The organism is Microcoleus sp. Pol12A5 (assembly GCF_036701435.1).
Classification (GTDB): Bacteria; Cyanobacteriota; Cyanobacteriia; order Cyanobacteriales; family Microcoleaceae; genus Microcoleus.
Window position 1 is genome coordinate 102,086 of record NZ_JAUBQU010000004.1, and the last position, 20,245, is coordinate 122,330.

Annotated in this window: 13 protein-coding genes; 7 read left to right on the top strand and 6 right to left on the bottom strand. The window is 46.7% G+C overall.

Translation table 11 applies throughout. The annotated features are described in order from the left end of the window. Window positions 1-45: 45 nt before the first annotated feature. Both QUA45_RS02115 and QUA45_RS02120 read right to left on the bottom strand, forming a co-directional pair. The gene (locus tag QUA45_RS02115) at window positions 46-618 is read right to left on the bottom strand and encodes a Uma2 family endonuclease (RefSeq protein ID WP_333219159.1); all 573 of its coding nucleotides are present in this window, start codon (window positions 616-618) and stop codon (window positions 46-48) included. Between the two features lie 93 nt (window positions 619-711). Then, on the bottom strand, window positions 712-2,916 hold the full coding sequence (locus QUA45_RS02120) for a Tex family protein (RefSeq protein ID WP_333219161.1): 2,205 nt from the start codon (window positions 2,914-2,916) through the stop codon (window positions 712-714). 206 nt (window positions 2,917-3,122) lie between these two features. Between QUA45_RS02120 and QUA45_RS02125 the strand changes: the two genes are divergently transcribed. Beyond that, complete coding sequence (locus tag QUA45_RS02125; protein ID WP_333219163.1) at window positions 3,123-3,734, top strand: Uma2 family endonuclease; 612 nt, start codon at window positions 3,123-3,125, stop codon at window positions 3,732-3,734. A gap of 236 nt (window positions 3,735-3,970) precedes the next feature. Here the strand turns inward: QUA45_RS02125 and QUA45_RS02130 are convergent, their stop codons facing one another. Together QUA45_RS02130 and QUA45_RS02135 are read right to left on the bottom strand one after the other, a co-directional pair. Further along, a complete protein-coding gene (locus tag QUA45_RS02130) occupies window positions 3,971-4,948 on the bottom strand; it encodes a class II fructose-bisphosphate aldolase (protein WP_333096308.1) in 978 nt (325 codons plus the stop codon). Window positions 4,949-5,242: 294 nt separating this feature from the next. Continuing rightward, window positions 5,243-5,977 (bottom strand): phosphoadenylyl-sulfate reductase, encoded by a 735-nt coding sequence (locus QUA45_RS02135; RefSeq protein ID WP_333096305.1) that lies wholly within the window; start codon window positions 5,975-5,977, stop codon window positions 5,243-5,245. A 930-nt stretch (window positions 5,978-6,907) separates the two neighbouring features. Between QUA45_RS02135 and QUA45_RS02140 the strand changes: the two genes are divergently transcribed. The 6 genes from QUA45_RS02140 (at window position 6,908) to QUA45_RS02165 (ending at window position 18,511) form a co-directional block, all read left to right on the top strand. Beyond that, window positions 6,908-7,273, top strand: a complete 366-nt coding sequence (locus QUA45_RS02140) for a response regulator (RefSeq protein WP_333062848.1) — start codon at window positions 6,908-6,910, stop codon at window positions 7,271-7,273. 257 nt (window positions 7,274-7,530) lie between these two features. After that, window positions 7,531-8,034, top strand: a complete 504-nt coding sequence (locus QUA45_RS02145; RefSeq protein ID WP_333070276.1) for a chemotaxis protein CheW — start codon at window positions 7,531-7,533, stop codon at window positions 8,032-8,034. Between the two features lie 90 nt (window positions 8,035-8,124). Then, window positions 8,125-13,917, top strand: coding sequence for a PAS domain S-box protein (locus tag QUA45_RS02150; protein ID WP_333219165.1), 5,793 nt, complete (start codon window positions 8,125-8,127; stop codon window positions 13,915-13,917). Window positions 13,918-14,165: 248 nt separating this feature from the next. Beyond that, a complete protein-coding gene (locus QUA45_RS02155; protein WP_333219167.1) occupies window positions 14,166-17,012 on the top strand; it encodes a hybrid sensor histidine kinase/response regulator in 2,847 nt (948 codons plus the stop codon). A 200-nt stretch (window positions 17,013-17,212) separates the two neighbouring features. Next, window positions 17,213-17,689: a chemotaxis protein CheW gene (locus QUA45_RS02160; protein WP_333219170.1), complete on the top strand. Its 477-nt coding sequence runs from the start codon at window positions 17,213-17,215 to the stop codon at window positions 17,687-17,689. 66 nt (window positions 17,690-17,755) lie between these two features. Beyond that, a complete protein-coding gene (locus QUA45_RS02165) occupies window positions 17,756-18,511 on the top strand; it encodes a pentapeptide repeat-containing protein (RefSeq protein ID WP_333096295.1) in 756 nt (251 codons plus the stop codon). Between the two features lie 139 nt (window positions 18,512-18,650). Here the strand turns inward: QUA45_RS02165 and urtE are convergent, their stop codons facing one another. Both urtE and urtD read right to left on the bottom strand, forming a co-directional pair. Then, on the bottom strand, window positions 18,651-19,349 hold the full coding sequence (urtE, locus tag QUA45_RS02170) for an urea ABC transporter ATP-binding subunit UrtE (protein WP_015175091.1): 699 nt from the start codon (window positions 19,347-19,349) through the stop codon (window positions 18,651-18,653). A 44-nt stretch (window positions 19,350-19,393) separates the two neighbouring features. After that, window positions 19,394-20,140 (bottom strand): urea ABC transporter ATP-binding protein UrtD, encoded by a 747-nt coding sequence (gene urtD, locus QUA45_RS02175; protein WP_333062859.1) that lies wholly within the window; start codon window positions 20,138-20,140, stop codon window positions 19,394-19,396. Window positions 20,141-20,245: the final 105 nt, after the last annotated feature.

The window sequence follows — 20,245 nt, forward strand, 5'->3', positions numbered from 1 at the left end:
CGCGGTTCAATCATATCAACATCAGTGATTCAGGAGTAATTAAAATCAAGCAATCTCGATCGCATCTTCATACAAGATCTCGATCGCACAGCTAAAACTCACGCTAGCAAACTGAACTTCTTGTCCTTGAGTGTAAGGATAAAGCACCCAAAAACCCTCTGCATTCCGGCGAAAACACTCTACACTAACTCTTTCTTGATTTATTAATACATACTCTTGCAAACTTTCAGAAGTGCGGTAATCAGCAAATTTATCGCCTCTGTCAAAAGCCGCTGTTGTCTGCGATAAAACTTCCACAATTAAGCGCGGGTAGCGAATGAAATCTTCCCCAGCATTTTTGTCTCGTTCATCACAACTCACCGCTACATCGGGATAGTAATAAAAATTTGATGTATCGAGCATAACTTTCATGTCTGCCATGTAAGGTATGCAGCCACTACCCCGAAGATGATTTCTCAACAGTGCAAACACATTTCCGGAAATGATGACATGAGCTTTGCTTGCCCCTGCCATTGCATAGATTTCACCTTGCCTGTACTCGTGTTTGATCGGACTGACTTTCTCGGCTGCTAAATAATCTTCAGGAGAGACGTAGGTGTCGCTTTCACTTGCAACCATATAATTTTGAGGTTGGTGAGGATTACACAATTATAGTCGTAGCACGGGCGAGGGCGGGACGCCATCGCCCTTTTTCAGTTTTCAGCCCTAGTTTCAACGTCGGCGCGGGGCCGGAAGCCTCGCACTATTTTGCGGTTGCGGTTTTTCTTGCAGCTTCATCGTCAAACTAACCCGCTTTAACTTCTCATTCACCTCCAAAACCCGCACTTTCACCACTTGTCCGACTTTAACAATCTGTTTGGGGTCATCTACAAAGCGATCGGCTAATTGAGAAACGTGAACCAAACCATCTTGGTGCACTCCCACATCAACAAAGGCTCCAAAGTTAGCTACATTCGTGATTATGCCTTCTAATTCCATCCCAACTTGCAAGTCGGAGATTTCTTTAATTCCTGCTTGGAAAGTGGCATATTTAAACTCGGCACGCGGGTCTCTTCCCGGTTTTTCTAGTTCGGAAATAATGTCGCGAAGTGTTGGTTCACCCACTTTTTCAGTGACATATTTCTTGATATTTACAGTCTTGATTTTTTCCGATATTTGTGTTGTTTCTGTCAGCGGCAAGTCTAAATCCTTGGCGATCGCCTGCACGACAGGATAACTTTCCGGATGAACTGCGGTATTGTCCAGGGGGTTTTCGCCACCGCGAATGCGGAGAAACCCGGCTGCTTGTTCAAAAGCTTTTGGCCCGAGTTTGGGAACTTTCAGGAGTTGACGGCGATTTTTAAATGCGCCGTTTTCGTTGCGGTAATTGACGATATTTTTTGCAACTGTTGCCGTCATTCCTGATACAAATGTCAGCAATTCTTTGGAGGCTGTGTTTAAGTCAACTCCGACATAATTAACGCAGCTTTCGACTGTTTCGTCGAGTTTCTTTTTGAGCAATTTTTGGTCAACATCGTGCTGGTATTGGCCGACTCCTATTGATTTTGGGTCGATTTTCACGAGTTCGGCGAGGGGGTCTTGCAAGCGCCGCCCGATGCTGATTGCGCCGCGGACGGTGATGTCGAGATCGGGAAATTCGGCGATCGCCACTTCGCTTGCTGAATAAATCGATGCACCGGATTCATTCACCATGACTTTAATCGGTTTCCTGTCCATTTCTGCCAAAACTTCCGAAACAAATTCGTCTGTTTCGCGGGAAGCTGTACCGTTGCCGATCGCGATTAATTCAATTTTATATTTTTCAATTAAATGCTTGACGATTTTACCAGCTTGCTGTCGCTGGGCGGCCGCTTGGTGGGGAAAAATTGCTTGATATTCTAAAAATTGCCCGGTTTCATCGAGGGCGGAAACTTTACACCCCGTGCGAAATCCCGGATCGATCGCCAGTGTGGGTTTCATTCCCGCCGGCGCCGACAGCAGCAACTCGCGGAGGTTGGTTTCAAAAGTGGTAATGGACTCGATATCGGCGACGGCTTTGTTGTGCGATCGCACTTCTGTAATTAACGAAGTCTTCATCAGTCGGTTGAAGGCATCCTTCAAGGTCGATCGATAAAACTCTTTAACTTCCGGTATCCTAGTTCTAATTTCCTCACCTTCCAAATAAGCCATCACTGCGGATTCATCAAACGCCAGTTCCAAATCTAAAACCCCTTCCGTTTCCCCGCGAAATAGCGCTAACATATTGTGCGACTGAACGCTTCTCGCTGCAACTTGGTAATTGCGGTACATTTCAAATTTAGTGCTTCCTTCCGGGAAATCATCTTTAATTTTTGAGACAAAAACTCCTGTTTTCATCAAAAATTCTCGCAAATAAGCCCGCAATTCGGCTTTTTCCGAAACCGCTTCCGCCAAAATATCCGCAGCCCCTTTTAGAGCTTCTTCTGCTGTTTTCACTCCCTTTTCTTCTGAAATGTATTTAGCTGCTTCCGCCTCAAAATCTGCTGGTTTAGCCGTCGGTAAGTTCAGAGATTTGATAAATTCTGCCAGCGGTTCCAAACCTTTTTCCCTAGCAATTGTGGCTCGCGTCCGCCGCTTGGGTTTGTAAGGCAGATAAAGGTCTTCGAGTTCGTTTTTGTGCAAACACGATTCGATTTTAGCTTGCAGTTCTTCTGTGAGTTTTCCCTGAGAGCTAATCGTATCTAAAATCGACTTTTTGCGCTCTTCAATTTCCGTCAGATAGGTGAAGCGATCTGAGATATCCCGCAACTGAATTTCATTCAGCAAATCCGTGCGTTCTTTGCGGTAGCGGGCAATAAACGGAATTGTTGCTCCCTCTGCGAAAAGTTCCAGAGCATTATTGATTTGAGACAGATTAATGGAAAGTTCTTGAGCAATCAGTTGAGGAATGTCGATCATAGTGCAGAATTTCGGATCGGTCGATTTGAGATTTTAGAGGTGAGATTTACTTCACAAAAGAGAGGAAGAAAAGTTTGAAATAAACGTTTTACAGGGTGTGGGCACTCGTCCTGCAAGTATTAAAATGATGTTAGCATAAATGCAGTCATTTCTCAATATTATATGTTGCCTTTTAAATATCCTGTGCCGCAAACCGATCCGCCGCGATGCCCAGAGAAACGCTGCCGACGATGTACGATTTACCCAGCGAAGACCCGGAGGAACCTGGTTTGCGGGACAAATTTCACGATTTGCAGGCGCAGTTGTTGAGCCTGATGTTTCGACCTCGGAATTATCCTGCTTCTGAGATATTTAGCGGCACCGACATGAACCTTTATTATGACGTGCATCATACTCTCTTGCACAAGCGGCCGGATTGGTTTGCAGTGGTGGGAGTTCCCCGACTTTACGATCGCTCCGAACTGCGGATGAGTTATGTTACTTGGCAGGAAGGCGTCAATCCTTTTGTAATTGTAGAACTGCTTTCGCCGGGAACGGAAAAAGAAGATTTAGGCGACAATAACGATGAAGAAAAGTTGCCACCTCAGTCGGGAAACACTGCGGGTAACGGGCAAGTTTTGGAGCCGGAGATGAAGGAGAAACCGCCCAAAAAATGGGATGTTTACGAGCAATTTTTGCAGTTTCCTATTTATGCCGTTTTCAGCCGTTATACTAACAAATTGCGAGTGTTTGAATTGAAGGGCGGACACTATCAAGAATTAGAATTGCCAGAGTCGCGAGTGTGGATTGCTGACCTAAGTTTGGGCTTGGGTTTGTGACAAGGAGAGTTTCAGGGAATCGATCGACTTTGGTTGCGCTGGTATGATGTTGATGGCAATTGGATTCTGACTGAAGCGGAAAAGCAACGGCAGCGGGCAGAGTCAGCGGAAGCTCAGTAGCAGTCTTTAATTCGGCGGCTGCGGGAATCTGGCATCGAGCCCGATCGATTTTTAAACGGTTAGAGAGGACTGAAGTCCTGACTAAAAAGGGGTTCGCAGTCAGGACTTTTGTTTTTTTACTTCACAAGAAGACTGAAAGCCTCGCTATACACAGGCTTTAACATTTGATCGAAACTTGATTTGTTGTCGCTTGTTTGTTTGTTGCTGGTGCTCTTTGCGGTCAAGTCATCCGCGTAGGGAGAGTGATGCAAATGAGCTTTACCGACAGAACCGAAAAGTTGCAGTTTGTCAGAAATGACCCATCGCATGGCATTGATAGATTTTTCCATTATTTCCAACAAATCCGGATCTGACAAAGAAATGCTACTTTTTAACACGTCCATATAAGCTTCGCGAACTTCTGTACTCACATTGAATTTCGATACCCCTAATTGAATACATTGATGAATCATTGATTCCGGCAAACCGCTAGCACCGTGCATCACTAATGGCACTGAAACAGCAGCCCGGATTTTTGCCAGACGCGAAAAATCTAGTTTTGGTTCGCTTAAATATTTGCCGTGAACGTTACCAATTGTTACGGCTAAAAAATCCACATTAGTTTCTTTGATAAACTCTACTGCTGCTACGGGATCGGTCATTTTTGCGGCTTTCTCATCGATTGTCAAACAGTCTTCCCTGCCACTAATTCTGCCGATTTCTGCTTCAACTGCCGCACCGTTAGCGTGGGCTAATTTAGTCATTTCCCGGCTAAATATTAAGTTTTGTTCGTAGGGCAAAAAAGAACCGTCTGCCATAATTGATTTAATGCCCGCACCTAGGCCGAGGTGAATGTCTTTTTCTGAGGTGCTGTGATCTAAGTGTACTGAGATCGGCACTAGAGATTTGCGGGCCGCTTCCATGCACAGTGCGACTAAAGGCGATTTTCCGTATTGGAGGGCGCTGGGGTGAAGTTGCAGTATAGCAGGACTGTGCAGCGCTTCTGCCGCATTGATGACGGCTTTTACTCCTTCGAGGTTGTAGACGTTAAAAGCCCCGATCGCATAACCATTTCTCAAAGCCGTGTTCAGCAATTCGTTAGTTGACGCGAGCATATAGTACCTACTTTAAAAACTTTTCTGAATATTGATCATTCTATCCAAGTTTAAGGGCAAGCTCAGCTTAATTTGTGTTTATTTTAATTGCGAATTCTTCGGCTAGCATTTATTCTGCATGTCGATCGTTATATCAAAGTTTAAGGGCAAGCTCAGCTTAATTTGTGTTTATTTTAATTGCGAATTCTTCGGCTAGCATTTATGTGAAGCGCATTTATTCTTGGGTAAGGTGCGCCTAGCGCACCCTACTATTTGTTTGGTGAGCCTAGCGCACCTTACTCCTTGAGTGATTTACTATGTTTGTGTGTTACCAGCGTGCAAACCGCATTCTTTTACGGTTGCTTCTTCCCACCACCAGCGACCTTCGCGTTCGTGTTGGTTCGGCAATATCGGCTTCGTACAAGGTTCGCAACCAATACTCACAAAACCGCGTTCGTGCAACTTGTTGTAAGGCACATCCAAAGCGCGAATGTATTCCCAAACCTCTGCCGAAGACCAGTTTGCTAAGGGGTTGAATTTAATTAATTCATGGTCGGGAGTTGAGAATGCAGTGTCAACTTCAATAACCGGAATACCGTTGCGGGTACTGGGACTTTGGTCTTTCCGCTGACCAGTAATCCAAGCATCGAGAGTATTCAATTTGCGGCGCAGCGGCTTGACTTTCCGCACGCCGCAGCATTCTTTGTGACCGTCTTGATAAAAACTAAACAATCCCTTTTCTTCTACTAGGGCTTGTACTTCAGCAGCATCGGGAAACATTACTTCTAGTTTAATGCCGTAATGTTTTCTGACTCGATCCAAAAACTGATAAGTTTCAGAGTGCAATCGTCCGGTGTCTAGGGTGAAAACGCGGAAATTCTTGGTGATTTTTGAGGCAAGATCGATCAGAACTACATCTTCAGCCCCGCTGAAAGAAATGGAGATATTGTCAAAATTTTCTAGGGCAAATTTGAGAATGTCTCGCGGTGTTTTTTGACTGTATTCTGCTTCTAGCGCGGCAATGTTGAGATTTCTTTGGATGGCAACCATATTTTCGGGTTTTCGGTGTTCTTTTCCTCTAGCCCTTTATTATAGCCGATCGCCGTCTCTCCCTCACCGACTAATTTTACCATCAAGCAATTTCGTCCGCGACCGCCGGATTCATCCGTGAAGCGAGAAAAAAGCTCAGACTGCTCATCACCAGCCCCCGGATTTATCAGTGTGAGCGCTTCTTCAATTCTGAAACCTAAAATCTAAAATCTAAAATCGATTGACCGCATCTTGCAGCAGTCTTTTCGGCGAGGCCCACAATCAAACTCAAGGATGGCGATCGCCTGCTGGTAGTAGTTATGATGAACCCAACACTTCTCTACTGGGTAAAATAGGACTGCCGGGCGGTCCATTGAATTTGCCCCCAAATTATAAATCATAGACAATAAAATTATTTAATAAATGTCAGTGTTACCATCCTCAATTTTGAGTTGTATTATTTATAAATAAATAGCGCTTATTAAGCGATGTTTTGCTGTTTTTTCAATTCAAAATAGTTTTGTTGTCCGTAAAAAAAAACGCTGTCAATACTTTCCAATTGCTGTTAATGGCGCTAATTAAAAAATAGTCTGCATTCTTTAGGCAATGCTATAAATTAGGTGAGTGGAATAAAGCTAAAAGAATATGATAGAAAATCCGGCTTGGGTCTTCCCATCGCTCCTTCTACTAAGACCTGTTGGTTTCCCAACCGCGAATTACCGATAATCAATTACTAATTACCGATTAATTTATTCAGGATGATTCCTTTAGCAAAGTAAATTTGTATCGTTTTTTATCGATGACAGCTAACCTTCAGCCATACGATCGGCTATATTGTATTTGGAAGTACATTAATTTGTCGGCAAAGCGGTCTAGTCCCATCGCCGCCGGTCGCGCCAGCTTCTAAATAAACGTAGTCTGCTGTCAATAACAGCAAGGAAGTGTGGAATCATGTCAAAAATTTTAGTAGTGGACGACGTTAAGACCGAACTAGAAATCATCTGCCGCATTCTTCAAGATGCGGGACTGGATGTGATCCGGGCAGGCGACGGCGAAGAAGCGATCGCCATGATCCGCAAAACCCCTCCGGCTTTGGTCGTTTTAGATGTAGTGATGCCACGAATGAACGGGTTTGAAGTGATCAGAGAATTGCGGGGCGATCGCGCAACTGCCAAATTGCCCGTAGTATTTTGTACTCATAAAAACACCGAGATCGATAAAGCTTGGGGAACCGATTTAGGCGCCGACGCTTACGTTAGCAAACCCTTTGAACCTCAGCAACTGGTCCACATAGTGCAGCGTCTGCTTTCGGCGTAATCCGAATATAAAGTCATCGGCAGCTTTCCAAAAAACCTTATACCGACAAACCCCGTTTTTATTAAATAAACTGGGTTTTAGAATTCCATAAAAGTTTATGTTTAATGATAGCAACCTACTTATTTGCCAATCGGCGATTTATTTAACAGAAACATTTGACGCATCAAAACCGATCCAGAAAAACTAGATCGGCGATCGGCTTTAGGGTCAAAGCAAAATTATAATTTGTAAGCTACACTATAAACTAAAAATAAGCCATGAAAAGAACGGCTCCCCCGGCTGGGGGGAATCAGACAAGTGGAACAAAGCAATTTCTCCTGTTCGGTCAAGGAGGCAGTCTGTTCGCCATAGACTTAGAGGCAGTGCGGGAAGTCCTTTCCCTCAATGAACAACCGATTTCCCTGGTTCCCAATACCCTGCCATTTTTGCTGGGATTAACAAACTTGCGGGGCGAAATCTTGGCAGCAGCAGACTTCGGACTGTTCGTCGGTATTGAGTCGGTTGACATCCACCACCCAAACAGCCGCATCTTAGTTGTAGAAGCCCCCGATCCGCGAGACGTGAGATTGTTGTCGAGAATCAGCCTGGGATTAGCCGTCTCCCGCGTCGAAGGAGTTTTACCTCTCAATCCCGATCGCATTGTCTCAGCACTAGATGTCAGTCCCGACCTAGCTCCATTCTTAAAAGGTCTGTACAATTCCGAAGGACGCTTGCTAATGATTGTCGATGTAGAAGCGATCGCCCATTCCGAACGCTGGTAAAAAGCAACCATACAGGTAAGTCTACAACTGCTTTCCATCAATAATTTTAACTAACGATCGCCCGCATCCGATTTGCCCATCCTTAATTTTATGATCGAAATTCTCTATACCTGGATCGCAACGACTTTAACCCTGACGTTCCCTGACTTCTCCCCATCGCTGGTAGCTGGGGCTGCTAATGTCATCATTTCTGGATGTTACTTTGCCATCGCTTGGCTAATCAGCTTAGCTATGTGGCGAAACCGTCAATTCGGGTTCGACATCTTCGCCACAGTCACAGCAGGCATATTTTGGAGCTGCGCTTTCGGCCACAGCGGCCACGCTGCCGAATACCTAGGACTGCCGCACTCTGCGGTAGTGCAAACTGTGTTCGATTGGATCACTGTAATTGCGGCGATCGCTTTTTTGAGTTTGTCCAACCGCTACGGCTTCTTAGTAGGTTCCACCCGCATCCTTAACGCTAAAAAAGAAACAGAACAAGCGCTCAGCGAAACAACCCAGCGATTTCACGCAATCTTCGACCAAGCTTTTCAAGCGATCGCATTATTGGAGGCAGACGGTACTCTGATCGAAGCCAATCAGACAGCGCTAAGATTGGGCGATTTCCCAGCATCAGAAGTGCAGGGGCTGAAATTTTGGCTGACACCAGGGTGGGCATCATCCCCAACCAACCAGCAGCGCCTAAAAACGAACATTCAACAAGTTTCTGCCGGAAATTTTATCCGGGAAGAATACGAAATCACCGGAGCTAACAACCAGGTAACAGTAATTGACTTGTCGTTTAAGCCGCTGTTAAATGCAACAGGAGAAGTATTTCAAATCCTCGCAGAAGGCCGGGAGATTACCAAGCGCAAACAGGCTGAAGCCGCATTGCAGAAGCTAAGCGCAGAACTAGAGCAGCGAGTGAATGAAAGAACCGAGCAGATCCTGCAAACTAACGCACAATTGGAACAGGAAATTCTCGATCGCACCGCAGCCCAAGAGCAATTAAAAACCTCAGAACTATTCTTAAACAACATCCTCAACAGCATCCCCGATCCGATTTATGTCAAAGACCAACAGCACCGCTGGATTATATTAAATGATGCCTTTTGTCAATACATCGGTCACAGCAGAGAAGAACTAATTGGCAAATGCTACGACCAGTTTTTGCCCAAAGAGGAAGCACAGAGATATCGAGAAAAAGACGAATTAGTTTTATTGACAAATACCAGCAGCGAAATCCAAAAAACCCTCACAGACTCAGCAGGAAACACCCGCTTTCTCTCCGCCAAAAAATCTACATTTGTAGATACCGAGGGCAGGAAATTTCTCGTTTCCGCGATGAGAGATATCACCAAGCGCGTGCAAATGGAAGAACAACTGCGGCAGACGCTCGCTGAAGTAGAAAGCTCCCAAAACTTGCTGCGGACAGTCATTGACGCTACGCCAGACTGCATATTTGTCAAAGATCGAAACTCGCGCTATACCCTAGTCAATGCAAGTTTCGCCACCGCCTTCGGCAAAACTCAAGCAGAAATTATCGGCAAAGACGACGCAGAAATAGGCATATCGGTCGATCGAATCTTTGGCAGCTTCCAGGCCCAAACCGATTCCCAGAACCAAATTCAAAACTTCGGGGCAGACAACCATCTCGCCCCGAACTCTAACGACTCAGCCACCTTAGCCGACGGCAAAGTACACAGCTTCGACACCCTGAAATTGCCCCTCAAAGACGCAGAAGGCAACATTTTAGGAATGCTCGGCTTGGCGCGCGACATCACACAGCGCCGCAAATCTGAAAAAGAACTATTGCGGTTCAAAGCAATTTTAGAAACCACAACAGATTGGGTAGGCATCGCCGACTCCCAACAGCGCACCATTTATCTCAACCGCGCAGCCAGAGAAATGTTGAGAGTTGGCGAAAACGCAGATTTAGCCGGATTCAGCATTTCCGACCTGACATCGCCCAAAAGTATCGACACTCTTATCAACGTCGGTATCCCCGCAGCTTGCCGGGAGGGAACCTGGAGCGGCGAGGCAACATGGCGAACTTTAGACGGCCAAGAAATACCAGTTTCTCAAGTAATTATTGCTCACAAATCCGAGAAGGGAGAAATTGAATTTCTGTCAACGATTGCCCGCAACATTACACAAAGCAAGCGCACAGAAGAAGCCTTGCAGCAGAACTTGCAAATGCTCGACCTTGCTAGCGACGCCTTGATCGTTCGGGATATGGACGGCACGATTAATTATTGGAGTCAGGGAGCCGAACGGATGTACGGCTGGACAAAAAAAGCAGCCTTGGGGAAAGTCACCCATACTCTACTTCACACCATTTTTCCCCAGCCTTTCGCAGCTATTTTGTCACAGTTAGAAGAGCAGGATTATTGGGAAGGAGAAGTAATTCATACCACCAATTACGATACCAAGATTACCGTATTTAGCCGCTGGAATTTGCAGCGAGACGAACAGGGCAAACCCAAAGCCATTTTAGAAACTAACAACGACATCACGGAGCGCAAGCAAGCAGAAATCGAAAAACAAAGATTGATTTCGATCGTAGAAAGCAGCTCGGATTTTATCGGCACGGCTACCCTGGATGGAGAGGCAACATACCTGAATCTCGCTGGGATTAAACTAGCAGGATTGCAAAATATTGAAGAAGTAAAAAGCAAAACTATATATGAATTCTTCTCAGAAGAAGATGCTAAAATCTTCAAAGAAGAAATCGTGGCTGCTACTGTGCGAGACGGTTTTTGGCAGGGTGAATTCCGCTTGAGGAACTTTCAAACCGGCGAAGACTTTCCGGTTGACTTCACCCTATTTACCGTCAAAAACCCAGAAACCGGCGAGCCTATCGGGTTGGCAACAGTTACTCGCGACATCAGCGATCGCAAACGTGCAGAAGAGATGCTGCGCGAGCGCGAAAGACTGTTCCGAGCCATTTTTGACCAATCGTTCCAATTCATAGGTCTGCTCAAACCGGACGGCACCGTTTTGGAAGCCAATCAAACAGCCCTCGCCGCCGCAGGCCTGCGGATCGAAGAAATAGTAGGCACTCCGTTTTCGGAAACCCTGTGGTGGCAGATTTCCCCAGAAACCAAGCAACAGATACAAGAAGCGATCGCCCTCGCCGCAGCCGGCGAGGTAGTCCGTTACGAAGTGGATGTGCTAGTTGCCAACGGTGCAGTCGCGACAGTTGACTTCTCCATCAAACCCATCACAGACGACAGTGGCAAAGTCTTGATGCTAATTCCAGAAGGCCGGGACATTAGCGATCGCAAAGCCCTAGAACGAGAATTAGTTTTGCGTCAAACCCGCTTTGACGCATTTTTCGCAGCCGCCCCGGCCTCAATGTGTATTTTTGACGAGCAGTTGCGCTTCGTGCAAGTCAACGAGAAATTAGCGGCAACCACCGGCGTCTCAGTTGCCGAGCACCTCGGTAAGACGGTGAGGGAAGTTATACCCGAAATGAGCGATACCCAAGTGCCGATGTTGCAGCAGGTTCTCGCCACCAACCAACCGTTGTTAAACCTTGAGGTGTCGGGATCATTCTTCAACGAACCGGGCGTCCTGCGAGATTGGCTGGCGTCATACTTTCCTTTGCCCGGATCTGACGGCAAACCCATCGGTATCGGGGTTGTGGCGATCGAAATTACCGATCGCAAAAAAGCAGAAGCAGAGCGCGATCGATTTTTTACCCTTTCCCTAGACTTGGTTTGTACTTTAGATTTTGAAGGCAGATTCAAGCGCCTCAATCCCGCTTGGGAAAAAACCCTCGGCTACACCCTAGAAGAAGTGCAAGACCAATCTTTTCTCAATTTCCTCCATCCAGACGATCGCGAAGAAAGTATAGCCGCAGCAAAAAGAGTAAACGAGGGCCGGGAAATAAAGTTCTTTGAAAATCGCTACCGCTGCAAAGACGGTTCCTACAAATGGTTGTCGTGGAAAGTGCGACCTGAAACCGAACAAAAGCTCATGTATGCAGTGGCTCGCGACGTTACCGAAAGCAAACACGCGATGGTGCAACTGGAAACAACAACAGCCCAATTAGCCAGTTCCGAAGAGCAATTTCGGCGACAAAGCAATCTCTTGCAACTGCTAATAAATAGCATTGGCGACGGCATAATTGCTGCCGACGAAAAAGGCAATTTTGTTTTGTTCAACCCCGCCGCCGAAGATATGTTTGGCATGGGTGCGACAGATGCTGTTCTCAACGAATGGTCGGCAAGATACGGTTTATTCTTGCCCGATACGGTAACTCCCTTTCCCCCAGCCGACATACCTTTAGCGCGCACGGTTCGAGGAGAAGCCGTTGACGACATAGACCTTTTCACCCGCCACCCAGGCATGCCAGAGGGCCTGTGGGTGAAAGTTAACGGCCGGCCGCTCAAAGACGAAACAGGGGCGCTTAAAGGCGGCGTAGTCGTTTGCCGCAACGTCACCGAACAAAGAGCATCCCAGCAGCGAATGCAGCAGTTGGCGGAGGCACAGGAACGCTTACTGCAAGAACTCAAAACGCGGCAAAATGCCCTAGACGAATCGGCGATCGTCAGCGAAACTGATGTCCAAGGCATGATTACCTACGTCAACGACAGATTCATTGAAATCTCCGGTTACAGCATGGGAGAACTCCTGCACCGCAACCACCGCCTCATCAATTCCGGCTACCATCCCAAATCATTTTTTGAAGAAATGTGGGTGACACTTTCTCGCGGTTTGGTGTGGAAAGGGGAAATCAAAAACCGACGCAAAGATGGCTCGTTTTACTGGGTAGATTCGACGATCTCCCCCATTTTTGATACCAGCGGCACCATAGTCAAATATATCGCCATTCGCTTTGACATCACCGAGCGCAAAGAGGCAGAAGAACGACTAGGAAAATTGGCAGCAGAACGTAAAGCTGAAGCTGATTCTCTGACGCAGCAAGTTCTTAAATTGTTGGGAGAAATTAAAGGCGCGGCTCAAGGCGACTTGACAGTCAGGGCGGAAGTGACTAACGATGTTTTAGGTGCTGTCGCCGACTCTTTCAACTTCTTAATCGGTTCTCTGCGGAAAGTGGTAACGGGAATTCAAACTTTAGCCGAACAGGTAACATCTGCCACCGGCGAGTCGATTAACAATACCAGTCAACTCACGCAACAGGCGGAAATTCAAGCAGCAAAAATATCTGCCATCATGCGCGAAATTGAGCGGATTGTGAATTCGATCCGCGACGTGCGAGATGTTTCGGTGCGCGCCGAAACAGTAGCCCAGCAGTCTTCTCACACGGCTGAAGTCGGCGGTATGGCGGTCGATCGAGCTGTCGAAGGCATTAACGGGCTCCGGTTGACGATCGCCTCTACCTCGAAAATGATGAAGCGTTTGGGCGAATCTTCGCAGCAAATTGGCAAAATTGTGACTTCGATTTCTCAACTTGCTTCGCAAACTAATTTATTAGCTCTGAATGCTACTATTGAGGCGGCGCGGGCCGGCGAACAAGGTTTAGGCTTTGCAGTTGTTGCCGAAGAAGTGCGGAAATTAGCAGAAAGATCCGCCGGCGCTACGGAGGAAATCTCGGAAATTGTCGGTACAATTCAAGAAGAAATCAGCCGCGTGATGAAGGCAATGGAATCCGGGACGCTGGAGGTAGTGGAAGGCACTAAGCTGGCAAGCGAAGCTAAAACTCACCTCAATGCCATTATCGAAGTTAGTCGAGAAATGAATGCTTTGGTGCAGAATATTACTATTGCATCTGCCAAGCAAACTGTTTCGGCTGAGGGAATTGCTAACAGTATGCAGCAAGTCAACGAGATTGCTAATACGACCGCACAAAAAGGTGCGGATGTCAAAGCATCTTTGGACGAGTTGTCTGGTTCTCTGGGCCAATTGCAAAAGTCGGTGGCGAATTTCCGCAGTTAGTTCAGTTGACAGTTAACTGTTGACGGTTGACAGTTAGTTCAGTTGACTGTTGACCGTTGTACGAATCACTAATAACTATCGTTGTTGCCGGGGCAGGTTGAGAAATATCCTGAATGCGAAGTTATAGATAATCGTGAACCCGCCCCAACAACAATTACAGTTAAATAACAGGACATCATATATAAAAAAACTGCAAGCAGTTAACAGTCAACAGTTAACTGTCAACAGACAACAGATAACAGACTAATATGAATGATGACGATTTAAACGAATTAATAGATGCTTTTACCGCAGAATGCGAAGAGTTTCTCCAGTTAATGGAGACAAACCTACTGGCGATGGAAACTGCGGGTTTGAAAGAGCGACAAGCGGCAGTTAAAGAAATGTTTCGGGCGGCTCACTCGATTAAAGGTGCGGGTTCAATGTTGGGCTTTGAAAACGTGTCTGTGGCAGCTCACACGCTGGAGGACTGTTTTGTCATTTTGCGCGATCGCACAGACTTGTCAGCCCTGGAACCGACTACTGTGAGCGTTTTGCTGCAGGGGGTGGATGCGCTCAAAAAGATTACGATCGAATCAGTTCAACACTCCGATGTCACAACTCCGGATCAAACGGAAAACTTGGAGGCGATCGCCCAAATTTTCGCTCAGTTCCAGGCCCAGTATGGCAAGTCAGAACCGTCGCCAGTCCCTGCAGCCAGTCAATCGCCCGCCCCGGAAACCCTGAAACTGATTTTTGAACATGAAGTGCCACCACTCTTCAATCGCTTAGAAACCGAACTTTCCCAAGCTTCCGAGGCAGATTTGGCAAAAAGCGTCACCGCCCTCAACCAGGTTTACTACCAACTTTCCGGTTTGGCTGGAATGCTGCTATTGCCGGATTTTGGGAAAGTCGCCGCAGCCATCAGAGATTTGATCGACTCTCCCGACTTGACTCTACAACGGTTGCAATCCGAGGGTTGGACGATCGCCCAAAACTTGCAAACCGCACGCCAACAAATACTGGAAGGAAGGGCGATCGACATCCCCGACATCTCCCCCTCCGCGACTCCTCGCGACTCCCCCCCACTCTCCGACTCCCCGACATCCCCGGAAATCTCCCTCTCCCTCCCCGACTCTCCGTCTCTCTCCCCGACTCTCCCCGAATCCCCGACTCTCACAGTCTCCAACCCGCAAAGACCGACCATCCGGGTAGACTTGGAACGCTTGACAGAATTAGTGAATCTAGTCGGAGAATTAGTCATCAACCGTACAAATTTAGAACTTCAAGAATCCGAACTGCGTGGCGAAGTCAAGCGCATCCGCCGCCATATCGTAGATTTAAACCAATTCGGCGGTCAGTTGCGAGAAGAATACGACAGACTGAGTTTTGCAGAGTGGAGAGGGGGAAACGGGAACTCTGGATTGGGAAAACTTGCAGCAGCAGAAACAGAATTCCCCATGATTGCTAACGGCAAATCCTCTCCGGCCCATGCTCACTTCGATATCTTAGAGATGGATCGTTATACAGAGTTCCACTCGACAGCCGCAGAAGTCATCGAAACTGCCCAAGCAATTTCTCACTCCGCCACCAAATTAGACACCTTAGCCATGAAATTCGAGCGCAGTACCGACCAACTGCGCCGCATTACCGAACAACTGCGCAGCCGCGTCATGCAGTTGCGAGTCGTGAGTTTCAGCCGCGCCGTCGATCACTTGCCCCGAGCGCTCCGGGAGATGTGCCTCACATACGATAAAGATGTCAACCTGCTGCTAGTGGGAAGAGATACCAAAATTGACGAAAGTTTGCTCGACGCTTTGCGCGACCCCTTAATACACTTAGTGAGAAACGCTTTCGACCACGGCATCGAAATGCCCGAAGTTCGGAAAGCAAGCGGCAAGCCGACCAGCGGTCAAATTGAAATAGAAGCCCGCCACCAAGGCGGCCAAACTATTATTACTGTCGCCGATGACGGCAAAGGCATTGACCCGGAAATGATTCGCCGTAAAATTGTCACAAAGGGTTTGGCTACGGAGGAACAAGCTCAAGAATTTTCCATTGCCGAACTCTACGATTTTCTGTTTTGGCCGGGTTTCAGCACTACAGAAGGCGTCAGCGGTCTTTCGGGGCGGGGAGTCGGACTCGACGTGGTGCGAACAAATTTGCGGACTGTGCGGGGAACTGTCAAGGTAGACTCTCGCCTGGGAAAAGGTACGAGTTTTATCATTAAACTACCGCTGCTGCTGTCGATTACTGATGCACTGATGGTGAAGACAGATCACAATAAAATAGCAGTGCCACTGGATGCAGTCGAGGAAATTCTGCACATTAAAGCGTCGGAAGTTCACATCGCCGGCAATCAGCCGATGCTGTGGTGGCGGGAGGAATTTATTCGTTTGGTGAGGATGCAAGATTTGCTCGAATACAGCGTCGTCGCGCCGGATGCACCCTCTCCTGACCCTTTGGCCCAAGACGAAATTCCTGTCCTGGTTTTGGCTTCTACCGAAGGAATGCTGGCGGTGGCCGTGGAACGGCTGATCGGTCAGCAGGAAATTGTGGTTAAACCTTTGCCACCGCCTCTATCCAAGCCTCGCGGGGTTTTGGGGACTACTATTTTGGGGGACGGGCGCGTGGTGAATATTCTGGATGTGGATGATTTGGTCGGTCAGCCTGTGATAAATAGTTCGATCGCCGCTATCTCCGGTAAAGTGCAGGAGATAACGCCGAGTTCGAGTCTGTCACCGCAGATTTTGGTAGTGGATGATTCCTATACAATCCGCCAGTTGCTGTCTATGACGCTGACTCGTGCTCGCTACCGGGTGGTACAGGCTAAAGACGGTGTGGATGCCCTGGAAAAGTTGCAAAATGGTCTTGATTGCAGTTTGGCGATCGTCGATATTGAAATGCCTCGGATGGATGGATTTGAATTGTTGCGATCGATCAGATCGACCCAGCGGTTTGCTAAGATTCCCGTAGCCATGCTGACATCCCGTAGCGGGGAAAAACATCGACAAATGGCAATGGAATTAGGCGCCAATCAATACTTCACCAAACCTTACAGCGAAGCCCAGCTTTTACAAGCTATCCCCAAATTAATCCACCACTCAAGAATTTAATCCACAATCTAAAATTTGGCATCAAATAATTCCTAATCTCAAACAAAACTTAGGCAAAAAGTAACTGCACCCGCGAATAATAGTGGGAAGCTACACAGCCGGCTCACCTACTCAAATCCAATAATCTAAAATCTAAAATTCAATAATCTTCAATCCAATAATCGTCAATCTAAAATCTAAAATCTAAAACCTAAAATCGAATGACTCACGCCAATTACAATCGCCGCTTTCGGAGGAAGAAACAAGCCACTGTTAGAATTGCCCCTAAAAAGTTTGTTTCCTTTGAACTTGGAAATATTTACTATGCTGTTCCTATTGAACGAGTGGAGCGCATTGTTAAAAACTTTAATGCCTACGGCACTTTACCTAGCGGGAATAGTTTATTGCGGCATCAAGAAGAATTGATTACCATAATTAATTTATCCACAATATTTCCCAGCAGTCCGAGCCTTGCTGAGTGCAAATACCTGATTATTTGTACCTTAAATAAAAGCGATCGGTTAGGGATTCCCCTTCCTGATATGCCAAAAATTTTGGAAATTACCGAAGAAAGCTTCTGCGAGATTCCCGAATTGTACCGTCAACAGCAACTGCCTTCGGTAATAGAAAAGTTAATTCGCGCACCTGATGGTTCCGAAGTTTTTTATCTGAATTTCGATTTATTTAGCGAAATGTAGGGTGCTCACTTTTCGAGGTATTATACCGTATAAATGGTATTTATGCAAACAAAAACTTATTGATTTATGAAAAAACTCACAATCATGTCGATCGCCCTACTAATTGTTGCAGCAACTCTCGAAGTGCCGAAGGTGGGGCTGCAACTAAGTGCGATCGGGCAAATAGAAACACCCCAACCCATCCCAACACCCCAACCCATCCCAACACCCCAACCCATCCCAACACCCCAACCACAAACACCCCAACCCATCCCAACACCCCAACCACAAACACCCCAACCTATCCAAACACCCCAACAAATCCAAACACCCCCCATACAAGCACCCCAACCAAAAGCAAACGACCCCAAAAAGCTCGGCTACGTCTCCCCGGAATTTGCCGAAAATTTCTCCCAGCAACAAATCGACCAAATCAACGCCAACGTCGAAACGTTGCTGCTAACTCAAAGCTGCTCCCGCTGCGACCTCCGAGCCGTAAAATTAGTTAACATTAACTTAAAAAATCCCATCCTTACAGGAGCAGATTTATCAGATGCCAACCTCAGCGGTAGTCGCTTCGAGATCTCAGATTTTGTCAACACGAATTTAGCTCGCACAAACTTAAGCGGAGCCGAATTAGTAGGAGCGAGAATCAGCAACGCTAACCTCAGAAAAGCTAACTTGACAAAGACAAATCTAGACGGTGCAGACCTGCGATTTTCCGACTTGAGAGATGCCAATCTTTCCGATGCCAACCTCCGCAATGCTAATATAGATGGCGCTACTATAGATCGAGCAAGTATGGCCGGCACCACAATGCCAGACGGTCGAAAAAATCAATAATACAGCGTCGTTTTGTAGGTGATTGAAATCGCTTCTTATCAAACAAAGTCCGGATGGTGCGCGGACTGAATACAATTGAGTAAGGTGCGCAGTGCGCACCCTACTAATGATTAATGACTAATGACTAATGACTGCTGACTCAAACAGCCAAAAACCTCTGAATCACTTCATCACTTAACTCGCTAGTGCTTCCAGAAGCCACAATCCCGCCTTTTTGCATAGCATAATACCAGTCAGCTTGCCGCACAAAATGCAAATGTTGCTCCACCAACAAAACAGAAATTCCCCTAGTCGCAACTACGCGGCGCACCGCAGCTTCAATATCTAAAATAATGGATGGTTGAATCCCCTCCGTAGGCTCATCCAAAACCAGCAACTGTGGCTCACCCATCAAAGCCCTAGCAATAGCTAACTGCTGCTGCTGTCCCCCGCTCAAATCACCTCCGAGGCGATCGAGCATAGTTTTTAAAACAGGAAACAAATCAAAAATTTCATCAGGAACTTCAGGATTTTTGATTTTGGTTGGTTTCGCTTCCAAACCTAACAATAGATTTTCTTTCACCGTCAAACGTGGAATGATTTCGCGCCCTTGAGGCACATAACCAATTCCCAATCTAGCCCGCTGGTGAGTCAACTTAGAAGCAATAGATTCTCCGCCAAAAGCAATAGTCCCGCTGCGCGGTTGCAGCAACCCCATAATCGTTTTTAGCATAGTAGTTTTGCCCACACCATTGCGGCCGATCAAGCAAACCATTTGCCCCGCCATGACGCTTAAATCGACATCGCGCAAAATGTGACTTTCGCCGTAATAAACATTCAAATTAGAAACTTGTAGCATAATTATTTACTGTTCACTGTTGACGGTTGACTGTTAACTAATAACTATTCTTCCGGTTTTCCCAAATATACCTCAATTACCCGATCGTCATTTTGCACCTCATCCATAGTCCCCTCACACAAAACCGCACCCTGATGCAACACCGTCACCTGCCGCGCAATTTGCCGCACAAACTCCATATCGTGCTCAATTACCAACACCGAATGACTTTCGGCCAGAGAAATTAGCAACTCTCCAGTTAACATCGTTTCCTCATCCGTCAAACCCGCGACAGGTTCATCTACCAACAACAAATCAGGAGATTGAGCCACCAACATTCCAATTTCCAACCATTGCTTTTCCCCGTGAGAAAGCAAACCAGCCGAAATATCAGCTTTAGCAACTAAACCAATTGTTTCTAACAAACCGGAAACCGTGCGTTTTTCAGCAGCCGACGCAGGTTTGAACAAAGTCGAAAAAACATTTTTATGGCGACTGCAAGACAATTCCAAATTTTCGCGTGGCGTTAAATTCAAGTAAACTCGCGGCGTCTGAAACTTGCGGCCAATTCCCAAGCGCGAAATCCTATCTTCCGACAACTTGCGTAAATTCTGTCCCTTAAATAACACGCGGCCCTCTGTCGGCTGCACCTTCCCGGTAATCGAATCGAGAAAAGTTGTTTTCCCCGCACCATTGGGACCAATGATAACTCGCAGTTCGCCGGCATCCATGCTGAAATTTAAACCGTTGATGGCTTTAAAACCATCAAAACTCACAGTCAAGTTTTCTATTTCTAATACTTTGCCATTCATAGGTGATTTTTCCAGGTAGAGTGCGTCAGCTGACGGGGTGACAACCCCGTCAAAACCCCTAGCTGAAGCAGGTTAGACCGATTTATGGTAAAAAAAGATGGGGTC